Below are 16,363 nucleotides of genomic sequence, written 5' to 3' on the forward strand. Positions count from 1 at the left end.
GTCTGCCTTTTTAGTAGCTATATATTAATTACTTTTTGTAGTCATGTTTTCTATTTGCTTTTCAACTTTGGATAGACTCCAATCACCAGCCGTTTGACTCGGTGGGTAATCCTTAAAGGTGGAAAGGAAATTAAACGCATAGCTTTGTATGGCTATTAAAATATACGCTCTGTCTATATACCAATCGTAATAGGTGTTAGAACCTTTATATGCTTTTTCAAAAGGGTCACGACGTAAATTAGTCAATAATGGTGCTCTTAATTCAACAAAAGGCTCTAGCCATATCTGCAATTGACGTGCTCTGTTTTCTAAGAATGTAGCCTTCCAATCACCATAACGCAAGGCAGCAATGGATCCTGCATCATTCACATATATAAATCCTTCTCTCGGGGATTCTTTGGTTTTACCCATTAGATAATCCAATTGATTGTAGCCATCTATATAATTTTTGTACGATCTACCATTAATAGTGGTTCCTTTCCTTAATTGTTCTTTAATATCTGGATTCCCAGCAGCCGCTGCAAAGGTTGGTAACCAATCTTCATGAGCTACAATACCATTTAAGGTAACACCAGCAGGAAACTTTCCTGGCCAACGTACAAAGGCAGGCACGCGGTATGCACCTTCCCAGTTCGAATTTTTTTCACCATGGAAGGGCGTTGTACCAGCATCTGGCCAGGTGTTGTAGTGTGGACCGTTATCTGTAGAATACATGACTATGGTGTTATCAGCGATACCTAATTCGTCAAGTAAGTCTAATAATTGACCAACGTGCATATCGTGTTCAATCATACCATCGGTGTACTCATCATTTCCTGGGTTACGCATGTCGTCTTTAACATGGGTTCTAAAATGCATACGTGTGGCATTCCACCACGTAAAGAATGGCTTACCGTCTTCTACTTGTTTTTTAATAAATTCTTTGGCTGCTTCAAGCGTTTCGTAATCAATGTTTTCCATGCGCTTTTTATCAAGCGGCCCTGTATCTTCAATACGCTGTCCACCCTTACCATCTGCCCAACTGTGAATAACCCCACGAGGGCCAAATTTTTCTCTAAATGTTTGACCATCCTTTAGTACCATATCTCCAGGATAATCAAAATTTTCTGGTTCTTCCTCTGCATTTAAATGGTATAAATTCCCAAAGAATTCATCAAATCCATGCATGGTTGGTAAATGCTCATCGCGGTCACCTTGGTGGTTTTTACCAAACTGACCTGTAGTATAGCCTTGCCCCTTAAGAACCGTCGCCATAGTGACATCTGTTTTTTGCCAGCCTTCCATTGCCCCCGGCATACCAACTTTAGTCATACCAGATCGTACAGGAACAGACCCGCTGATAAAAGCAGCACGACCAGCCGTACAACTTTGTTGTGCATAATAGTCCGTAAAACCAACACCTTCTTTGGCTACCCGATCAATATTGGGTGTCATATAACCCATCATACCCCTATTGTTGTGGCTGATGTTCCAAGTGCCGATGTCATCGCCCCAAATCACCAGGATGTTTGGCTTTTTGTTTTTTTGTGCATTAGAAAACCCAAAACAGGCCACTAATAGAAGAGTAAAAAGTGTTTTTTTCATAGTTTTTATAGTTAGAATTAATAGATTGATTAATTAATGGTCTCTTAACAAGTTAGTATATAACTGATCTAAAGTTATAAAATATTATTTATACCAAGATAACTGTAAACATTAATTCTTTGTAACCCGAGTCAATAGACCTAACTTTAGTTAGGTACAAATGTAATCGACATCGTAAGTCAAAAAAATATCATTTGATAGGTTTTCTCCTAGATTTTTTAATTCTATGTATGGTCAATGGCGTAACCCCTAAAAAACTGGCTATATGTTTATCGAATGTAGATTTTAAGTATTTGGGATTCCACTTGATTAAGTCTATGTAGCGCTCTTTTGGCGTCATCGCTACAAACGTATTAATACGATGTGAAAAGGTAAGAATGACTTCTTTAAGAAAGCCAAGGTAAAACTGCATGAGTTTTGGATTTTCTAGGGCTAATTCCTCTAGTTGATTGACATCAAATTTGAGAAAATGTACTTCACCTATGGCTTCAACATCTAAGTTTTGCATGTCTTCACTAAAGACTAAAGCTTCTCCAAAAATATAGCCTTCGGATCTGAGATGGTTTGTGATTTCCTTGCCCTCCTTATTAATTTGATAAGCTCGGGCAGATCCTTTTAGTAGAACTAATAAGTTATTATCAGACCGGCCTCTTTTTAAAATAATTTCTTTATTTTTTTTTGAGCCGTAAGTGCATATCGATAAAAAAATATCAAGTTCTTTTGTTTCTAGATCAGGAAAATATGAACCTACTAATTCTTTTATTTTTGGTTTGGACAGCGTCATAGGACGTTTTGTATTGGTCTTAAACTTAAAATTTTAAATAGGTTTACGTTGTCCTTATCAAGTAAGACGTTCTTATTTTTTTAAAGGATATGCGATACTTTAATCAGTATCAATTCTAAACACCAGCCCGCCACTAAAGCCACCTACGATTTGGGTTGAACCCGTCGTAACACCTGCGCCACCAGTACCTACATAGAATCCGCCATAATTTACAGGGAAATACAAATTACCTTGGAGATTAAGGCCAATGGCATCCGTAAACATAATATTAACCCCTGCCTCAAAATTAAAGGCAAAATACGTATTACTGCTCAGATTGAGATTGGGAAATTCATTTCTATTTATATTTTTTGGTGTAACCACCGCAATGCCTAATCCACTACCAACAAACGGTTTCACTTTTCCATCCTTTAAGTATTTTTGAATCCCCAGCAAAAACCAGTCTGTTTGAAGGTCTGATATCCTTACATTTCTGTTGTTGGTAAAGTCTACATCACGGCCCGTAAATTCCGTTCCCATACTCACATAGGATAATTTGGCAACGTATCCTGGCCTAAACTCAATACCACCAGCAATACCCCATTGGCCACTTGGCTCAGCTCTTACGGAACTAAAGACATAATCTATCCGAGTTCCAAATTGATACCCATAGGATGGCGTAATTTCAATGGCTTGGGCTGAAGCTGCAAAACTTATTGTTAAGCAGAGAAGGGCAAGAATAAATCGGTTTTTCATAATTTTATTTTTTAAATGTTGAGAAAGTTATAAAAATAGATGTGACCAACCAAAAATAAAGCTGTGGGTATTTGAACCGATTTCCTTTAAGGTGGCCGAATTCAAATATACCAACTTTATACTTTGTAATTTAGAAATTTTATAACCTACTGAGCCAGCAGATAAGAGATTGGTCCTTAAATCTGCACTTGAAACATTATTGACTATTGATTCTCCGCCTATGCCATAACTTAGGCTTATGGACGCCCACATTTTGGGATTAAATCGTTTGATCAAATGGGTTTGAAATGCAAAAATAGGGTCTTGTTTCCGCGTTGTGTCTCCAAAAAAATTATTGTTATTACTAAAGAAGAATACAGACCCCGTAAGTTCATAAGACCAATCCCCCCAATTATGTACCATACCTATCTGTGGCCTAATGATGATTTGGTTTTGACCAATATTAATAAGCTTTTCGTTAAAGTATTGCCCTGTTGGAAATGTTATGGCCACTGAAGCACCAAACGTTGTATATACAGGATGGGCCTTGTAATAGGCTTGTAGCTCACTAGCGTTGCCAGGAGGTGGGCCGCTAAAATTAATTGAAAATCTTAAACGTGAATCTCCAAAGCCATTGCGGTACACACTTGCTGGATTACCACTTAATTTCCCTTCAAACAACATAAAGTTATAAGGTAAAGTTAAATCAACCCTAGCGAGTTTTTTACCGAGTTTAAAAGGTTTTATATAGGATAAAATCAGGGTGCTGACATTCACGGAAACATCTTCTGCCTGCAAAATGGGGTCGAACAGAACATCACCAAAACTATAGATGTAACCCGCACCAATAATATCAGATTTTAAAGGTAGTGAAGACCACCGACGTGGTTCAATATCTTGGGCACTGGTATTTAATGCCGTACTTATAAAAAAGATTGAAATTAAAACTTTAGAATAGAGTTGTACAAATGGCCTTAGACCTTTTCGGTATTCCTTCTTAATATTTGAATTAAACAACAACATTCATGAATTAGGCCATGTCTATTTCTTATCAAGTGCTTTCATAATTTCCTCAGTGTATTTATCTGCGGTTTTATAAGCATCTTTAGGATTCTCAATTGTGGTTGTCACTACGGCAATCAATTGGTCATTGTCGTCAGCTCCTAAACTGTAAGCCACAGTTTCCAAATAATAGGTTTTTGTAGTGTAAGTTGTTGGGGTAGTATTTCCAATAGTAACACCGTATACATAAGGTTGATAATAATAGCCATAAAAACTACCGTAGTAGGGTGGGTAAAATGTATTCCAAGGGTCATTAAAATAATAATTGTTATTGGAGGTGGTTGTGCGTTCTCTAACATCCTTAACTGATGTTAAAACGACGGCGTCGAAACCTTCGTTATTTAAGATTTCCCTAATCATTTTTTTTCGTTCCTCTGTCATTTCCTCCGTCGGTGTTGTTGGTCCGAATTTACTGAAGCTTGGTGTGGCATTTATGCCTCTGGCAATGAGCTTGTCGGCAATCTCACGTTCAAAGGCAATTTTGGCTGATTTATTTGAGGACCGCGCCATAACCAACACGTTTTTATAATTGTGCTTTGATGCTTCTGGAGATTTCCATGCGTCAACAACCTTGATACCACCGCAATTCAACAGCATAGACAGTAACACGGAAAGACTTAAAAATTTAAAAATTGATTTCATTTCTTAATGTAATTAGAGGCCTAAAATACATATTTCTGTGTATTAAAGTTGTATGCAAATGCAAATTATGTATTTTAACCATCGACATGTGATTTACATTGAAGAATTTGTTTAAAAATATTGGGCCTGGAGCTTTGGTCGCCGCTGCTTTTATAGGTCCTGGCACTGTAACAGTCTGCACCATTGCTGGCGTTAATTTTGGATATGCGCTATTGTGGGCGATGCTCTTATCTATTTTCGCTACCATTATCCTTCAAGAGATGGCCGCTAGACTTGGGGTAGTGTCACAGCTGGGCCTTTCGGAAATTATACGAAGCCAAATAACGCATCCTATTTTAAAAATCATAGCCTTGGTTTTAATTATATCGGCTATCATTATTGGAAATACCGCCTACGAAGCTGGAAACATAAATGGTGGTGCGCTCGGATTAGAAACACTTTTTGGGTTTAAATCAGTCGAGTTTTTATATTTTAATTTCAATTTCTATGCTCTTCTTATAGGCTTTATAGCTTTTGTTGCCCTCTATGCGGGGACTTATAGGACCATTGAACGTTTTTTGGTGTTTTTGGTTGCCTTAATGAGTGTGGCTTTTATATCAACAGCTGTTATTACCAAACCAAATCTATCTGAATTACTTTCAGGCCTGTTTACACCAACACTGGAGAAAAAAAGCCTTCTGGCTGTTATAGGATTGATAGGCACAACAGTGGTGCCTTATAATTTATTTCTGCATGCATCTTTGGCCAAAGCAAAATGGAACTCCGTTAAGGACGTTAAGTATGCAAGGCGCGACACAATTTTTGCGGTTGTCTTGGGAGGCGTTGTTAGCATGTCCATTATTATTTCGGCGGCAGAAATACCTATGACTGATATTTCAAATGCGTCTGATTTAGCATTGAGTTTGGAGCCAATATTTGGAGCCTATGCTAAGTATTTCTTATCCATAGGGCTTTTTGCTGCAGGCATAACCAGTGCTATTACCGCACCATTAGCAGCAGCTTACGTGGCAAGCGGTTGTCTGGGCTGGTCCTCAAACTTAACCTCTATGCGGTTTAGGTTGGTTTGGATGTGCGTCTTGGGCTTAGGTGTGTTGTCTTCGAGTTTAGGATTTAAAGCCATTTCCATAATAAAATTTGCTCAGGTTGCTAATGGGCTATTATTACCGATAATAGCCATATTTTTATTGTGGGTAATGAATAATTCCAAGGTGTTAAAGGAGAATGTCAATACTACTTTTCAAAATAGTCTTGGTGTAGGTATAATAATTGTGACTGTAGTTTTAGGAATTAAAGGTATATTAAGCGTATTGGATATTGTATAATGACGGAATTTCAAATAGATATTAATGCCGATGTTGGTGAGGGGCTCAATAATGAAGAGGCGCTTTTACCTCACCTAAGCTCCTGCAACATAGCTTGTGGAGGTCATGCCGGGGACAATGCCACCATGACTGCCATAACAAAGCTAGCTAAAGAGTACCAAGTTAAAATTGGAGCACATCCGTCATTTCCTGATAAGGCTAATTTTGGGAGAAGGCCAATGGAAATTTCGTGTTCCGATTTGTTTCAAAGTTTGAAAAATCAGATTATGGATATGGTAAGGATTACCCAGGCACAAAACGCGAAGCTGCATCATATTAAGCCTCATGGCGCATTGTATAATCTCGCTGCATACGACAAGAGTATTGCCTCAACAATTGTTGATGTGATACATAGTATTGACTCCAATTTAAAATTATATGCGCCCTATGATTCTGTAATTGCGGCAAAGGCCATGGCTGAAAATATTGAAGTTGTGTTTGAGGCCTTTGCAGATCGGAACTATAACAATGACTTAAGTCTTGTTTCACGACAAAATGAAAACGCCATAATAACAAACACCGAACAAGTTTTGTCGCATGTCGTCCGCATTGTAAAAGAGAATAGGGTAAAAACAATTGAGGGGGTGGAAAAGGTGATAAAAGCGTCTACCTTATGCGTTCATGGAGACACTGAAAATGCTATTGAGATTTTAAGATACCTTAATGACAATTTACCAAAATTTGGAATAGGGATTCAATAAACCATTATGACTTACGACATAAAATTTTTTAGGTATAATGAGCATTCCATTTTAATAAAATGGCCACCATTAATAGATGTAAATATCTTAAATGACATTTTAGAATTCAAAAATAGGCTTCAGAAAAAATTTAATAAACAAAAACTTGAAGTAATCTCCTCATATAACTCAATTTTAATTGTTTACAATTACACTATAGATAAATTCAATGATGAAATATCAGGCTTAAAAGTGCTTTATAATGAAGAAAGTGCCATCAATTTTATCACCTTTTCAACCTGGGAAATTCCGGTGTGTTATAACTCAACATACGGTGTGGATTTAGAGGACTATTCCAAACAAAAAAAGCTTTCCCCAACCGATGTTATAGCTTTACATTCAAGACCGGTTTACACGGTTTATTTCATTGGATTTTTACCTGGATTTTTATATTTAGGCGGTTTGGATAAACAGTTGTACCATAATCGAAAGACAACCCCAAGTCGGGCTCTAAAAAAGGGGTCTGTAGCCATTGGTGGTCAACAAACCGGAATTTATCCCCAGGACAGTCCCGGGGGTTGGCACGTTATAGGAAGCACACCCATTTCGATGTTCAATTCAAGGAAATCAACACCCTGTTTCATTAAACCGGGAGATAAACTAAAGTTTAGGTCTATAGACAACATTGAATATGAACAATTGGCCATAGAATCACAGAAAGCTAATTTTGAATTAAAACCCATTAGTGAAGATGCTTAAGGTTTTAGAGCCTGGTTTTTTTACAACAATACAAGATAATGGACGATTTCAATATCGTGACATTGGTGTTCCTGTTTCTGGCGCTATGGATGGTTATTCCAGTCAATTTGCAAATGTAATTTTGGGGAATACCAGCGATATGGCGGTCTTGGAAATAACAATGGTGGGTCCAAAACTCCAATTTTTAAAGCCAACTTTCATAGTGATTTCAGGAGCACAAATGCAACCGAAACTGAACGGCAAGCGCATTGAACACAATATGATGGTTCAAGTAAGGCCCAATGACATCTTAAGTTTTGGAAAACTAGAATCAGGCTTCAGAGCCTATTTGGCCATTAAAGGTGGATTTAAAACCGAAGTAGTGTTGGGAAGCCGAAGCATGTATGTGCCCGTAACGGATAAGGATCGCGTTAAAGCCGGAGACATCTTAAACTATAAACCCTTTGAATTTAAGATTTCGGCTAAAAATGCCGCTCTTAATTATAGGACAAGTGTAATTGGCTCTAATGAATTACAGGTTTTTAAAGGACCGGAATATGGTTTGTTAAATTCGAACATTAAGGAAAAATTGGAAAATATATCCTTTAAGGTCTCTAGCCTTAATAATCGTATGGCCTACCAAATGGAGTCTGTTTTAATAAATGATTTAGACACTATTTTAACGGGCCCAGTTTTGCCCGGAACAGTACAGTTGACGCCTTCGGGAAAGTTAATTATTTTAATGCGAGACTGCCAAACCACGGGGGGATATCCCAGAGTGCTTCAGCTAACCCACTCTTCAATAAACGTATTAAGTCAAAAGTTTTCAGGAAATGACATAAAATTCAGATTAGGCGAATAAGCATGTAGGAATAAGTAGTGCAATTGTTTTATATCTTTAATAAATTCAATACATTAGATATCCTATTAATTAACACGAACCACTTATTATGAAAAATTTTGGATTACTTATTCTAGGTATTGTCATCGGCGCGGTTTTCATGCATTTTTATAGTACAAAACAAGAAACAACATTAGAACAAGCTATTGTTCCTCCTAAAGGATTGATTAAACCAGCAGAGGCCATGGCTTTAGATAAGGCGTTTGACATTAAACATCGGATAATCAATGATTCACTATTCAAGCAATCTGCAGATGGAGGTGATAATAGGTCTTCATGGTACAGTATAGACGAGATAGAGAATTATATAATGTATGCTAAAGACCAAGCTCAGGATTTGGGCTACACATTAGATGGCCTTAGAGTATACTTGGGTTCATACCCAAATGCTAAGGATAAGGCTGGGTTAACCACCATGTTTTTTATTCCCACTGGGACCAAAAATATATCCAAAGGCAGTTTTCTTAATGCCATTCAAAATCAAAGTCCAGATATACCCGGTGGAGATGGTTTAAATAGAGGAAGTAATGGCATACCTCCAGGAGAAAATTATCCGCAATGACAAAGGTGGAACGTTCAAGCATTCTGCCATAGATGGAATCATCTTATTTAATTCACCATTATGTTGAATTAGCCGCCGCACTAGCAGCTTCTCTCTATTGGTTAAAAACAAAAGAGTATAAGGTAAGACCGTTTGTTTGGTTTTTATGGTTAACTATAATTGTTGAAACTATTGGTCTGTACCCCTTATTTATGCAAAACAATTACGACAACACACTTTTTATTTTCGTTAAGAACTCGGTTTTTTGCAGAAATACTTGGTTGTACAATATTTATTCATCGATTGGGCTAATTCTTATCGGGCTATTTTTTCTAAGGAATTTGCAGGACCAGACTTCAAAAAAAATTATTAAAATAATACTCGTGGTCTGTACGGCATTTGCGATAATTTATTACTTAACCAGTGGGCAATTTTTCATAATGTCGTTACCTTATGATAATGCCCTTCAGACTTTTGCTATTTTCATTTTTGTTTTACTCTATTTTCGAGAATTGATGGGAAGTGAGGAGATTTTGGCTTTTTATAAATCCCATGTGTTTTATATTAGTGTGGCCTTACTGATTTGGAACATTTGTTTAACCCCATTATTTATTTTCGATGGTTATTACAGGGCTATCAATACAGAATTTATAGCTTTTAGGAGCACCTTTTTAATGATATCTAACATACTTTTATATTCATGCTATGTATTTGCATTTTTAATTTCACTTTACTACAAAGGCAAATTAGTACCGAAGAAATTGCACTGATTTCTTATGTGATATTTTTTACCTTGGCTTTGTTAGTTGTATTTGTGGTGTTCTTTATAACATTCCAAAGACGTAAGAACAAGCTTATGTTAGATAAATTGAATCAACAAAAAGCGTTCGACCAGGAATTGGTCAGGACACAGCAGGAAATCCAAGACGAGACCTTAAAGCACGTGGGTCGCGAGTTACATGACAATGTGGGTCAAATCCTGTCCTATGCTACAATGCAGATGAATGCCGTCGTTAAAAACGTACCCGAAGCCTTGAGTCCAAGAGCTAATGAAGCGGCTCAAGCGTTAAAAAATAGTTTGGCAGAAGTAAGGGCTTTATCAAAATCGCTTAACAGTGATGTGATTTATAATTTGGGATTCGACAAAACCCTAGCCAATGAGATTGAACGTCTCAATAAAATAGGGGAGCTAGAAGCCAGCCTAAGTGTTATTGGTGATAAGGTCAATTTTGAAAACAAAAAGGACGAAATCATTCTTTTTAGAATATTACAGGAGTTCTATTCTAACACGCTTAAGTACGCTGAGGCTTCAGAATTAAGAACTTCCATTATTTATAATCCTGAAAACTTAATAGTTGAGGTTACTGAAAACGGAAAGGGATTTGATATTAATACAGTTGAGAAAGGCTCCGGACTTATTAATATGGAAAAGCGGTCCGAAATGATTAAGGCTAAGTTTACCATAGAATCTCAAATAGGAGAGGGAACTAAGCTAACTCTTGAGTATCCTTTCCAATTATAATGCTTCTTCACAGGCGTTCCACAGCGAATCATTCGGTACTGGTGCAACTATACGTAACAATTCTTTTTTTACTGGGTGTATAAATTCTAGCCGACGTGCATGAAGTGAAATGCTAGCATCTTTATTGCTTCTGTCGAACCCATACTTTAAATCGCCCTTGATAGGGCAGCCTATTGCAGCTAATTGGCATCTTATTTGGTGATGCCTTCCTGTTTCTAAATCAATTTCCAAAAGAAAAAAGTTATCTAGTTTCTTTATGGTGTTATATTCTAGAATAGCCTTCTTTGAGCCCGTTATTTCCGTTAAAAATGCGGTGGATTTATTGTTTTTTGGATTTTTCTTCAACCAATGGGTTAATCTAGCAGAAGCTTGCTTTGGTTCATTTTTAACCAGGGCCCAATAGGTTTTCTTGGCTTGTTTCTCTGCAAATAACTTGTTCAATCGCGGCAGGGCCTTGCTTGTTTTTGAGAAAAGCACAATTCCCGTTGTGGGCCTATCCAGTCTATGAACAACTCCGAGATACACATTTCCGGGCTTATTGTACTTATCCTTAATATACGATTTAACAACTTCGCTTAAAGGCGTATCACCGGTTTTATCCCCTTGAACGATGTCCCCAGCACGCTTATTAACAATGATGATGTGGTTGTCTTCATAAAGAACTTGAAGGTTATCTTTTGTAGACAGTGTCTTAGACATTAATACTGTTCTTCATTATTCGGAAAATCCTTAGATTTTACGTCGCTGACATATTGGGCAATTGCTGTGGTCATGTCTTCATAAAGATTCATATATCGACGTAAAAATCTTGGGTTGAATTCGTGGGTCATGCCAAGCATATCATGTAGCACCAATACTTGACCGTCAACACCATCACCAGCACCAATACCAATAACCGGAATTGAAACACTTTCAGCAACCTCTCTGGCTAATTTCGCCGGGATTTTTTCTAAAACTATAGCAAAGCAGCCTGCTTTTTCGAGCATCAAGGCATCTTCTTTGAGCTGGTGGGCCTCGTGATCTTCTTTTGCTCTAACCGTATAGGTACCAAATTTATAAATCGATTGGGGCGTTAAACCTAAGTGGCCCATAACAGGTATTCCAGCATTTAATATGCGCTTTATGGAATCTTTAATTTCTTTGCCGCCTTCTAATTTTACGGCATGGCCGCCACTTTCTTTCATTATGCGAATAGCGGAGCGAAGTGCTTCCTTAGGGTCACTTTGGTAGGTTCCAAAAGGCAAATCTACCACAACTAGTGATCTATTGATAGCTCTAACTACAGAAGAGGCATGATATATCATTTGATCTAAGGTTATGGGCAAAGTAGTCTCGTGGCCAGCCATGACATTGCTAGCTGAGTCACCAACTAAAATAACATCGATACCAGCACCATCTACAATTTTGGCCATCGTAAAATCATAAGCGGTTAGCATGGATATTTTCTCCCCTTTAGACTTCATGTCAACTAAGGTCTTCACAGTAATTCTTTTGTATTCTTTTTTTGCTATTGACATATAACTTTAGATTAGTCGTCCGTAAAAATAATGAGATTTGTTTAACTTTATTACTTAAATACAAAATGAATATGAAGAATACATTTTCAAAAATAATAATGGTTGTATCATTTGTTTTTTCTTTAAATGGCACAGCTCAATCTGAAAAGGATGCTGTTAAAGAAACGATTATCACTTTTTTTGAGGCATTTCATAAACAAGATACAGTAGCCTTAAAAAGAATGGCAAAAGGTAATATTACCATGCAATCCATTTCTCTAGATGAAAATAATACATCCATGCTGTCTGAAATGAAATTCTACGACTTTACAAAATCAATAGCTAGTATTCCAAAAGACAGGACTTTTGAAGAAAAATTACTTGGTTTTGATATTAAAGTAGATGGTTCAATGGCAAGTGTATGGACTCCCTATGAATTTTGGTATAATGGAAAATTTAGCCATTGCGGTGTCAACTCGTTTCAATTAATCAAAGAAAACGAGACTTGGAAAATTATTTATTTGGTAGATACTAGGCGGGTAGAGCAGTGTTCAAAAAAGTCCTAATAGACTCAACCCATATAAAAAAGGCAGCGTTCTACGGATGCTGCCTTTTTTTGCATAAATGTATCTATCTCCTTGGAAAATCCTCAATACCATAGAGGTCCATCACAGTATCCAGGTTACTAAGGTCTGTACGACCCACGTTATCTGCTGGTATTACAACTACCCTAAAAACTTGTCCTAATGTATATTCTGGAGGTAGGTTATCAAAATTTGTAGTACCATCTAAAAAGAATCTAACGTCAGTTTGAGTGAAATCAAAATTGTAGGTCAAATAGCCATCCTCAAAGGTGTCATCTGTTTGTGGTAGAAGCCTCCAAATATCTTCACCATTCAGAAACTCCCATGAGATATAAACCAAAGTTACGTCCGTAGGCAATACTTCAAAACCATATGGCTCAATAAAGGAATAATCATTTTCGGGCGTAAAATCTAAAACAATTTCAAAAGCACTAGCCGCAATGAAACCACCATCTTGGCCATCAAAACCGGGAGGTCCCGGAGGTCCTGGATCACCTTCACATGCAGTAAAAAGGAGAGAAAAGGCTAAAATAATTAAGTAAGGTATTTTTTTCATAATAGTTAATATTTTCTTCTAAGGTACAAATCGCGTACCAAAGTAAATCACAATCAAATATTTTTTTGGGTTTTATTATGACATCGTGTCATATTTTATGTCATGGCATAATCATTGTCATATATAAAGCAATTGAAAATTTTAAACAATTATAAATTTCCATTTTGAGGAAATTCTTTTAAAACAAACAATATATTATGAGTAAGATTATTGGAATTGATTTAGGAACAACCAACTCTTGCGTTTCAGTAATGGAAGGTAATGAACCTGTTGTTATACCTAATGCGGAAGGTAAGCGCACCACGCCTTCAGTTATCGCTTTCGTAGAGGGTGGTGAAATAAAAGTTGGTGACCCAGCCAAGAGACAAGCTGTTACAAACCCTCAAAAGACGGTTTATTCCATTAAACGTTTTATGGGTAATAAATATTCTGAATCGAAGAAAGAGGCGGAACGTGTGCCTTATAAGGTAGTGAAAGGTGATAATGATACTCCACGAGTAGATATTGATGGAAGGTTATATACACCTCAAGAACTTTCGGCAATGATTTTGCAAAAAATGAAGAAAACTGCCGAGGATTATTTGGGTCAGGATGTTACACGTGCGGTTATAACCGTTCCTGCTTATTTTAACGACGCCCAACGACAAGCCACTAAAGAAGCTGGTGAAATTGCGGGTCTGAAAGTAGAGCGAATCATTAACGAGCCTACTGCAGCAGCTTTAGCTTATGGCCTGGATAAAAAATCAACTGACCAGAAAATCGTAGTATTTGACTTTGGTGGTGGTACACATGATGTGTCTATCTTAGAGTTAGGCGATGGTGTGTTTGAGGTACTATCTACAGATGGAGACACACATTTAGGTGGTGATGATGTAGATGAAAGGATAATAGATTGGTTGGCAGAAGAATTTAAGAAAGATGAGAACTTAGACTTACGGAAAGACCCTATGGCTTTACAGCGTCTAAAGGAAGCCGCCGAAAAAGCTAAGATCGAGTTATCCTCTTCTGCACAAACAGAAATTAATTTACCGTACGTTACAGCTACCGCTAGTGGTCCAAAACACTTGGTTCGTACCTTAACGCGTTCTAAATTTGAGCAGTTAATTGACGACTTAGTAAAACGTACTATTGAGCCTTGTGAGTCTGCTTTGAAAGCGGCGGGGTTATCTAAGAGCGATATCGACGAAATTATATTAGTAGGTGGTTCTACAAGAATCCCAGCGGTACAAGTGGCAGTTGAAAAATTCTTTGGAAAAGCACCAAGTAAAGGAGTTAACCCAGATGAAGTTGTTGCTTTGGGTGCAGGAATTCAAGGAGGAGTATTAACAGGTGATGTAAAAGATGTTCTTTTGTTAGACGTTACTCCACTATCTCTTGGTATTGAAACTATGGGTAATGTAATGACCAAATTAATTGAAGCAAATACAACTATTCCTACTAAGAAATCGCAAGTATTCTCAACAGCAGCTGATAATCAGCCATCAGTAGAGATACACGTGTTACAAGGTGAGCGTCCTATGGCCGCTGATAATAAAACAATTGGACGATTCCACTTAGACGGAATACCACCAGCAAGACGAGGAACACCTCAGATTGAAGTAACCTTTGATATTGATGCCAATGGTATTATTAAAGTGTCTGCCACAGATAAAGCGACTGGTAAATCTCAGGATATAAGGATTGAAGCATCTTCTGGATTAACAGAGGAAGAAATCAAAAAAATGAAAGCTGAGGCTGAAGCCAATGCAGAAGCAGACGCTAAAGCTAAAGAGACAGCCGATAAATTGAATAGTGCCGATGCTATGATTTTTCAAACGGAAAGTCAGCTTAAGGAATTTGGTGAAAAATTATCCGATGATAAGAAAAAACCAATTGAGGATGCACTTGAAGAGCTGAAAAAAGCTTATGAAACGAAGGATATTGCTGTGATTGACCCAGCTTTGGAGAAAATTAATGAAGCTTGGAAAGTAGCAAGTGAAGAAATGTACAAAGCACAGGCTGAAGCCCAACAAGGTGGTGCACAACCAGGACCAGACGCAAGTCAGAATGGTGAGCCTACAGATGAAAGCAGTGATGTTGAAGATGTAGATTTCGAAGAGGTGAAGTAACCTTTAACATGACACAATAAAAGGTGACCATTAACATATAATCACCTTGAAAACCCAACAGAGATGTTGGGTTTTTTTATTTAATGAGAACAAGTAAAGTGCCGTAAATGAATATTTTATGCACATTAAGGAGAATCATACTCGGATTAACGAATTGTTTGTTTCTTTTATTGGAATTGACTTAAATTTAATATGAACCAATAAAGAAGCCCAAAATCAAATGAATAAATTAATAATCAATTTCACGCCTACTGGGATGATTCCTACTAAGGATATGACACCTCATGTACCCATTACCGTAAACGAAATTGTAGAGGATGTTCATAAGGCTTACGAAATAGGCATAACTATGGTCCATATTCACGCACGTAATGCGGATACCGGCCATCCTACCTATAAGAAAGAAGTGTATGCGGATATCATTTCAGGAATTCGAAACTATGCGCCAGATTTAGTGATTTGTGCGTCACTAAGCGGTAGAAACTTCAATACCTTAGATAAACGCTCAGATGTACTTCATTTAAAAGGTAATCTAAAACCTGATATGGGGAGTCTTACCTTAAGTTCATTAAACTTTAATAAGGTGGCAAGTATGAATGCACCAGATATGATTGAAAATTTGGCAAAGGTGATGAAGGATAAAGGTATAGTTCCAGAGCTTGAAGTCTTTGATGTTGGAATGATAAATTTTGGCAAATACTTAGTAAAAAAGAAGATTATCAAGCCCCCTCTTTATTATAATCTATTGTTTGGAAATATTGCCTGTGCCCAAACTAATCTGCTACATACAGGGGTTATGTTAAATGATCTACAGGAAGATGCCATGGTAAGTATTGCTGGTATAGGAAACGGTCAATTAATGATGAACTCACTGGCCATAGCTATTGGAAAAGGGGTTAGGGTTGGTCTTGAAGACAATATTTGGTATGATAAGGAACGAACGCGGTTAGCTACAAATTCTGAGCTTCTTGAACGTATTCATATTATAGCAAAAGCAAATAATAGACCCATAATGACGCCCTCAGAATTTCGGATGCAGATGATGATGGAACCTGGAAATGGGCGTTACGGTCGTATTTACAATTAATGG

Annotated in this window: 18 protein-coding genes; 10 read left to right on the plus strand and 8 right to left on the minus strand. The window is 37.3% G+C overall.

Features of this window, described 5'->3' with window-relative positions; genetic code table 11:
• Window positions 1-24: 24 nt before the first annotated feature.
• The 5 genes from CA834_RS04865 to CA834_RS04885 all read right to left on the minus strand — a co-directional run bounded on the left by CA834_RS04865 (window position 25) and on the right by CA834_RS04885 (window position 4,786).
• Entirely contained in the window at window positions 25-1,584 is a 1,560-nt protein-coding gene (locus CA834_RS04865) for an arylsulfatase (RefSeq protein WP_094967545.1), read from the minus strand.
• A 190-nt stretch (window positions 1,585-1,774) separates the two neighbouring features.
• The gene (locus CA834_RS04870; RefSeq protein WP_094967546.1) at window positions 1,775-2,368 is read right to left on the minus strand and encodes a Crp/Fnr family transcriptional regulator; all 594 of its coding nucleotides are present in this window, start codon (window positions 2,366-2,368) and stop codon (window positions 1,775-1,777) included.
• Window positions 2,369-2,467: 99 nt separating this feature from the next.
• Window positions 2,468-3,103 carry an outer membrane beta-barrel protein gene (locus tag CA834_RS04875; protein WP_094967547.1) on the minus strand — a complete coding sequence of 212 codons (636 nt, stop codon included), beginning with the start codon at window positions 3,101-3,103 and terminating at the stop codon, window positions 2,468-2,470.
• 27 nt (window positions 3,104-3,130) lie between these two features.
• A complete protein-coding gene (locus tag CA834_RS04880) occupies window positions 3,131-4,099 on the minus strand; it encodes a transporter (RefSeq protein ID WP_240507466.1) in 969 nt (322 codons plus the stop codon).
• A gap of 24 nt (window positions 4,100-4,123) precedes the next feature.
• Window positions 4,124-4,786 (minus strand): hypothetical protein, encoded by a 663-nt coding sequence (locus tag CA834_RS04885; protein ID WP_094967548.1) that lies wholly within the window; start codon window positions 4,784-4,786, stop codon window positions 4,124-4,126.
• A 98-nt stretch (window positions 4,787-4,884) separates the two neighbouring features.
• Between CA834_RS04885 and CA834_RS04890 the strand changes: the two genes are divergently transcribed.
• From CA834_RS04890 to CA834_RS04920, 7 genes are all read left to right on the plus strand, one after another.
• Window positions 4,885-6,108 carry an Nramp family divalent metal transporter gene (locus CA834_RS04890; RefSeq protein ID WP_094967549.1) on the plus strand — a complete coding sequence of 408 codons (1,224 nt, stop codon included), beginning with the start codon at window positions 4,885-4,887 and terminating at the stop codon, window positions 6,106-6,108.
• Complete coding sequence (gene pxpA, locus CA834_RS04895) at window positions 6,108-6,848, plus strand: 5-oxoprolinase subunit PxpA (RefSeq protein ID WP_094967550.1); 741 nt, start codon at window positions 6,108-6,110, stop codon at window positions 6,846-6,848. The genes CA834_RS04890 and pxpA overlap by 1 nt, the downstream gene beginning before the upstream one ends.
• Before the next feature lie 6 nt (window positions 6,849-6,854).
• Window positions 6,855-7,586, plus strand: a complete 732-nt coding sequence (gene pxpB / locus CA834_RS04900; protein ID WP_094967551.1) for a 5-oxoprolinase subunit PxpB — start codon at window positions 6,855-6,857, stop codon at window positions 7,584-7,586.
• Window positions 7,579-8,427 (plus strand): 5-oxoprolinase subunit C family protein, encoded by an 849-nt coding sequence (locus CA834_RS04905; RefSeq protein ID WP_094967552.1) that lies wholly within the window; start codon window positions 7,579-7,581, stop codon window positions 8,425-8,427. Before pxpB ends, CA834_RS04905 begins: the two co-directional genes overlap by 8 nt.
• Window positions 8,428-8,515: 88 nt before the next feature.
• Entirely contained in the window at window positions 8,516-9,028 is a 513-nt protein-coding gene (locus CA834_RS04910) for a hypothetical protein (protein ID WP_094967553.1), read from the plus strand.
• Between the two features lie 32 nt (window positions 9,029-9,060).
• Window positions 9,061-9,777, plus strand: a complete 717-nt coding sequence (locus CA834_RS04915; protein ID WP_094967554.1) for a hypothetical protein — start codon at window positions 9,061-9,063, stop codon at window positions 9,775-9,777.
• A gap of 86 nt (window positions 9,778-9,863) precedes the next feature.
• Complete coding sequence (locus CA834_RS04920) at window positions 9,864-10,529, plus strand: sensor histidine kinase (RefSeq protein ID WP_240507469.1); 666 nt, start codon at window positions 9,864-9,866, stop codon at window positions 10,527-10,529.
• Here CA834_RS04920 and CA834_RS04925 read toward each other — a convergent pair.
• The gene (locus CA834_RS04925) at window positions 10,524-11,228 is read right to left on the minus strand and encodes an RluA family pseudouridine synthase (RefSeq protein WP_094967556.1); all 705 of its coding nucleotides are present in this window, start codon (window positions 11,226-11,228) and stop codon (window positions 10,524-10,526) included. The two genes, CA834_RS04920 and CA834_RS04925, sit on opposite strands and share 6 nt — an antisense overlap.
• Window positions 11,228-12,046, minus strand: a complete 819-nt coding sequence (gene panB, locus CA834_RS04930) for a 3-methyl-2-oxobutanoate hydroxymethyltransferase (RefSeq protein ID WP_094967557.1) — start codon at window positions 12,044-12,046, stop codon at window positions 11,228-11,230. Before panB ends, CA834_RS04925 begins: the two co-directional genes overlap by 1 nt.
• Window positions 12,047-12,117: 71 nt before the next feature.
• Between panB and CA834_RS04935 the strand changes: the two genes are divergently transcribed.
• Window positions 12,118-12,591 (plus strand): nuclear transport factor 2 family protein, encoded by a 474-nt coding sequence (locus tag CA834_RS04935; protein WP_240507470.1) that lies wholly within the window; start codon window positions 12,118-12,120, stop codon window positions 12,589-12,591.
• 64 nt (window positions 12,592-12,655) lie between these two features.
• On the opposite strand, the gene CA834_RS04940 is transcribed toward CA834_RS04935, so the two are convergent.
• Window positions 12,656-13,165 carry a hypothetical protein gene (locus tag CA834_RS04940; RefSeq protein WP_094967558.1) on the minus strand — a complete coding sequence of 170 codons (510 nt, stop codon included), beginning with the start codon at window positions 13,163-13,165 and terminating at the stop codon, window positions 12,656-12,658.
• A 197-nt stretch (window positions 13,166-13,362) separates the two neighbouring features.
• On the opposite strand from CA834_RS04940, the gene dnaK reads away from it, so the two are divergent.
• Together dnaK and CA834_RS04950 are read left to right on the plus strand one after the other, a co-directional pair.
• The gene (gene dnaK / locus CA834_RS04945) at window positions 13,363-15,273 is read left to right on the plus strand and encodes a molecular chaperone DnaK (RefSeq protein ID WP_094967559.1); all 1,911 of its coding nucleotides are present in this window, start codon (window positions 13,363-13,365) and stop codon (window positions 15,271-15,273) included.
• 220 nt (window positions 15,274-15,493) lie between these two features.
• The gene (locus CA834_RS04950) at window positions 15,494-16,360 is read left to right on the plus strand and encodes a BKACE family enzyme (protein ID WP_094967560.1); all 867 of its coding nucleotides are present in this window, start codon (window positions 15,494-15,496) and stop codon (window positions 16,358-16,360) included.
• The last annotated feature ends 3 nt before the right edge of the window (window positions 16,361-16,363 follow it).

Origin of the sequence: Winogradskyella aurantia (assembly GCF_002266855.1) — a bacterium.
GTDB classification, from domain to species: domain Bacteria; phylum Bacteroidota; class Bacteroidia; order Flavobacteriales; family Flavobacteriaceae; genus Winogradskyella; species Winogradskyella aurantia.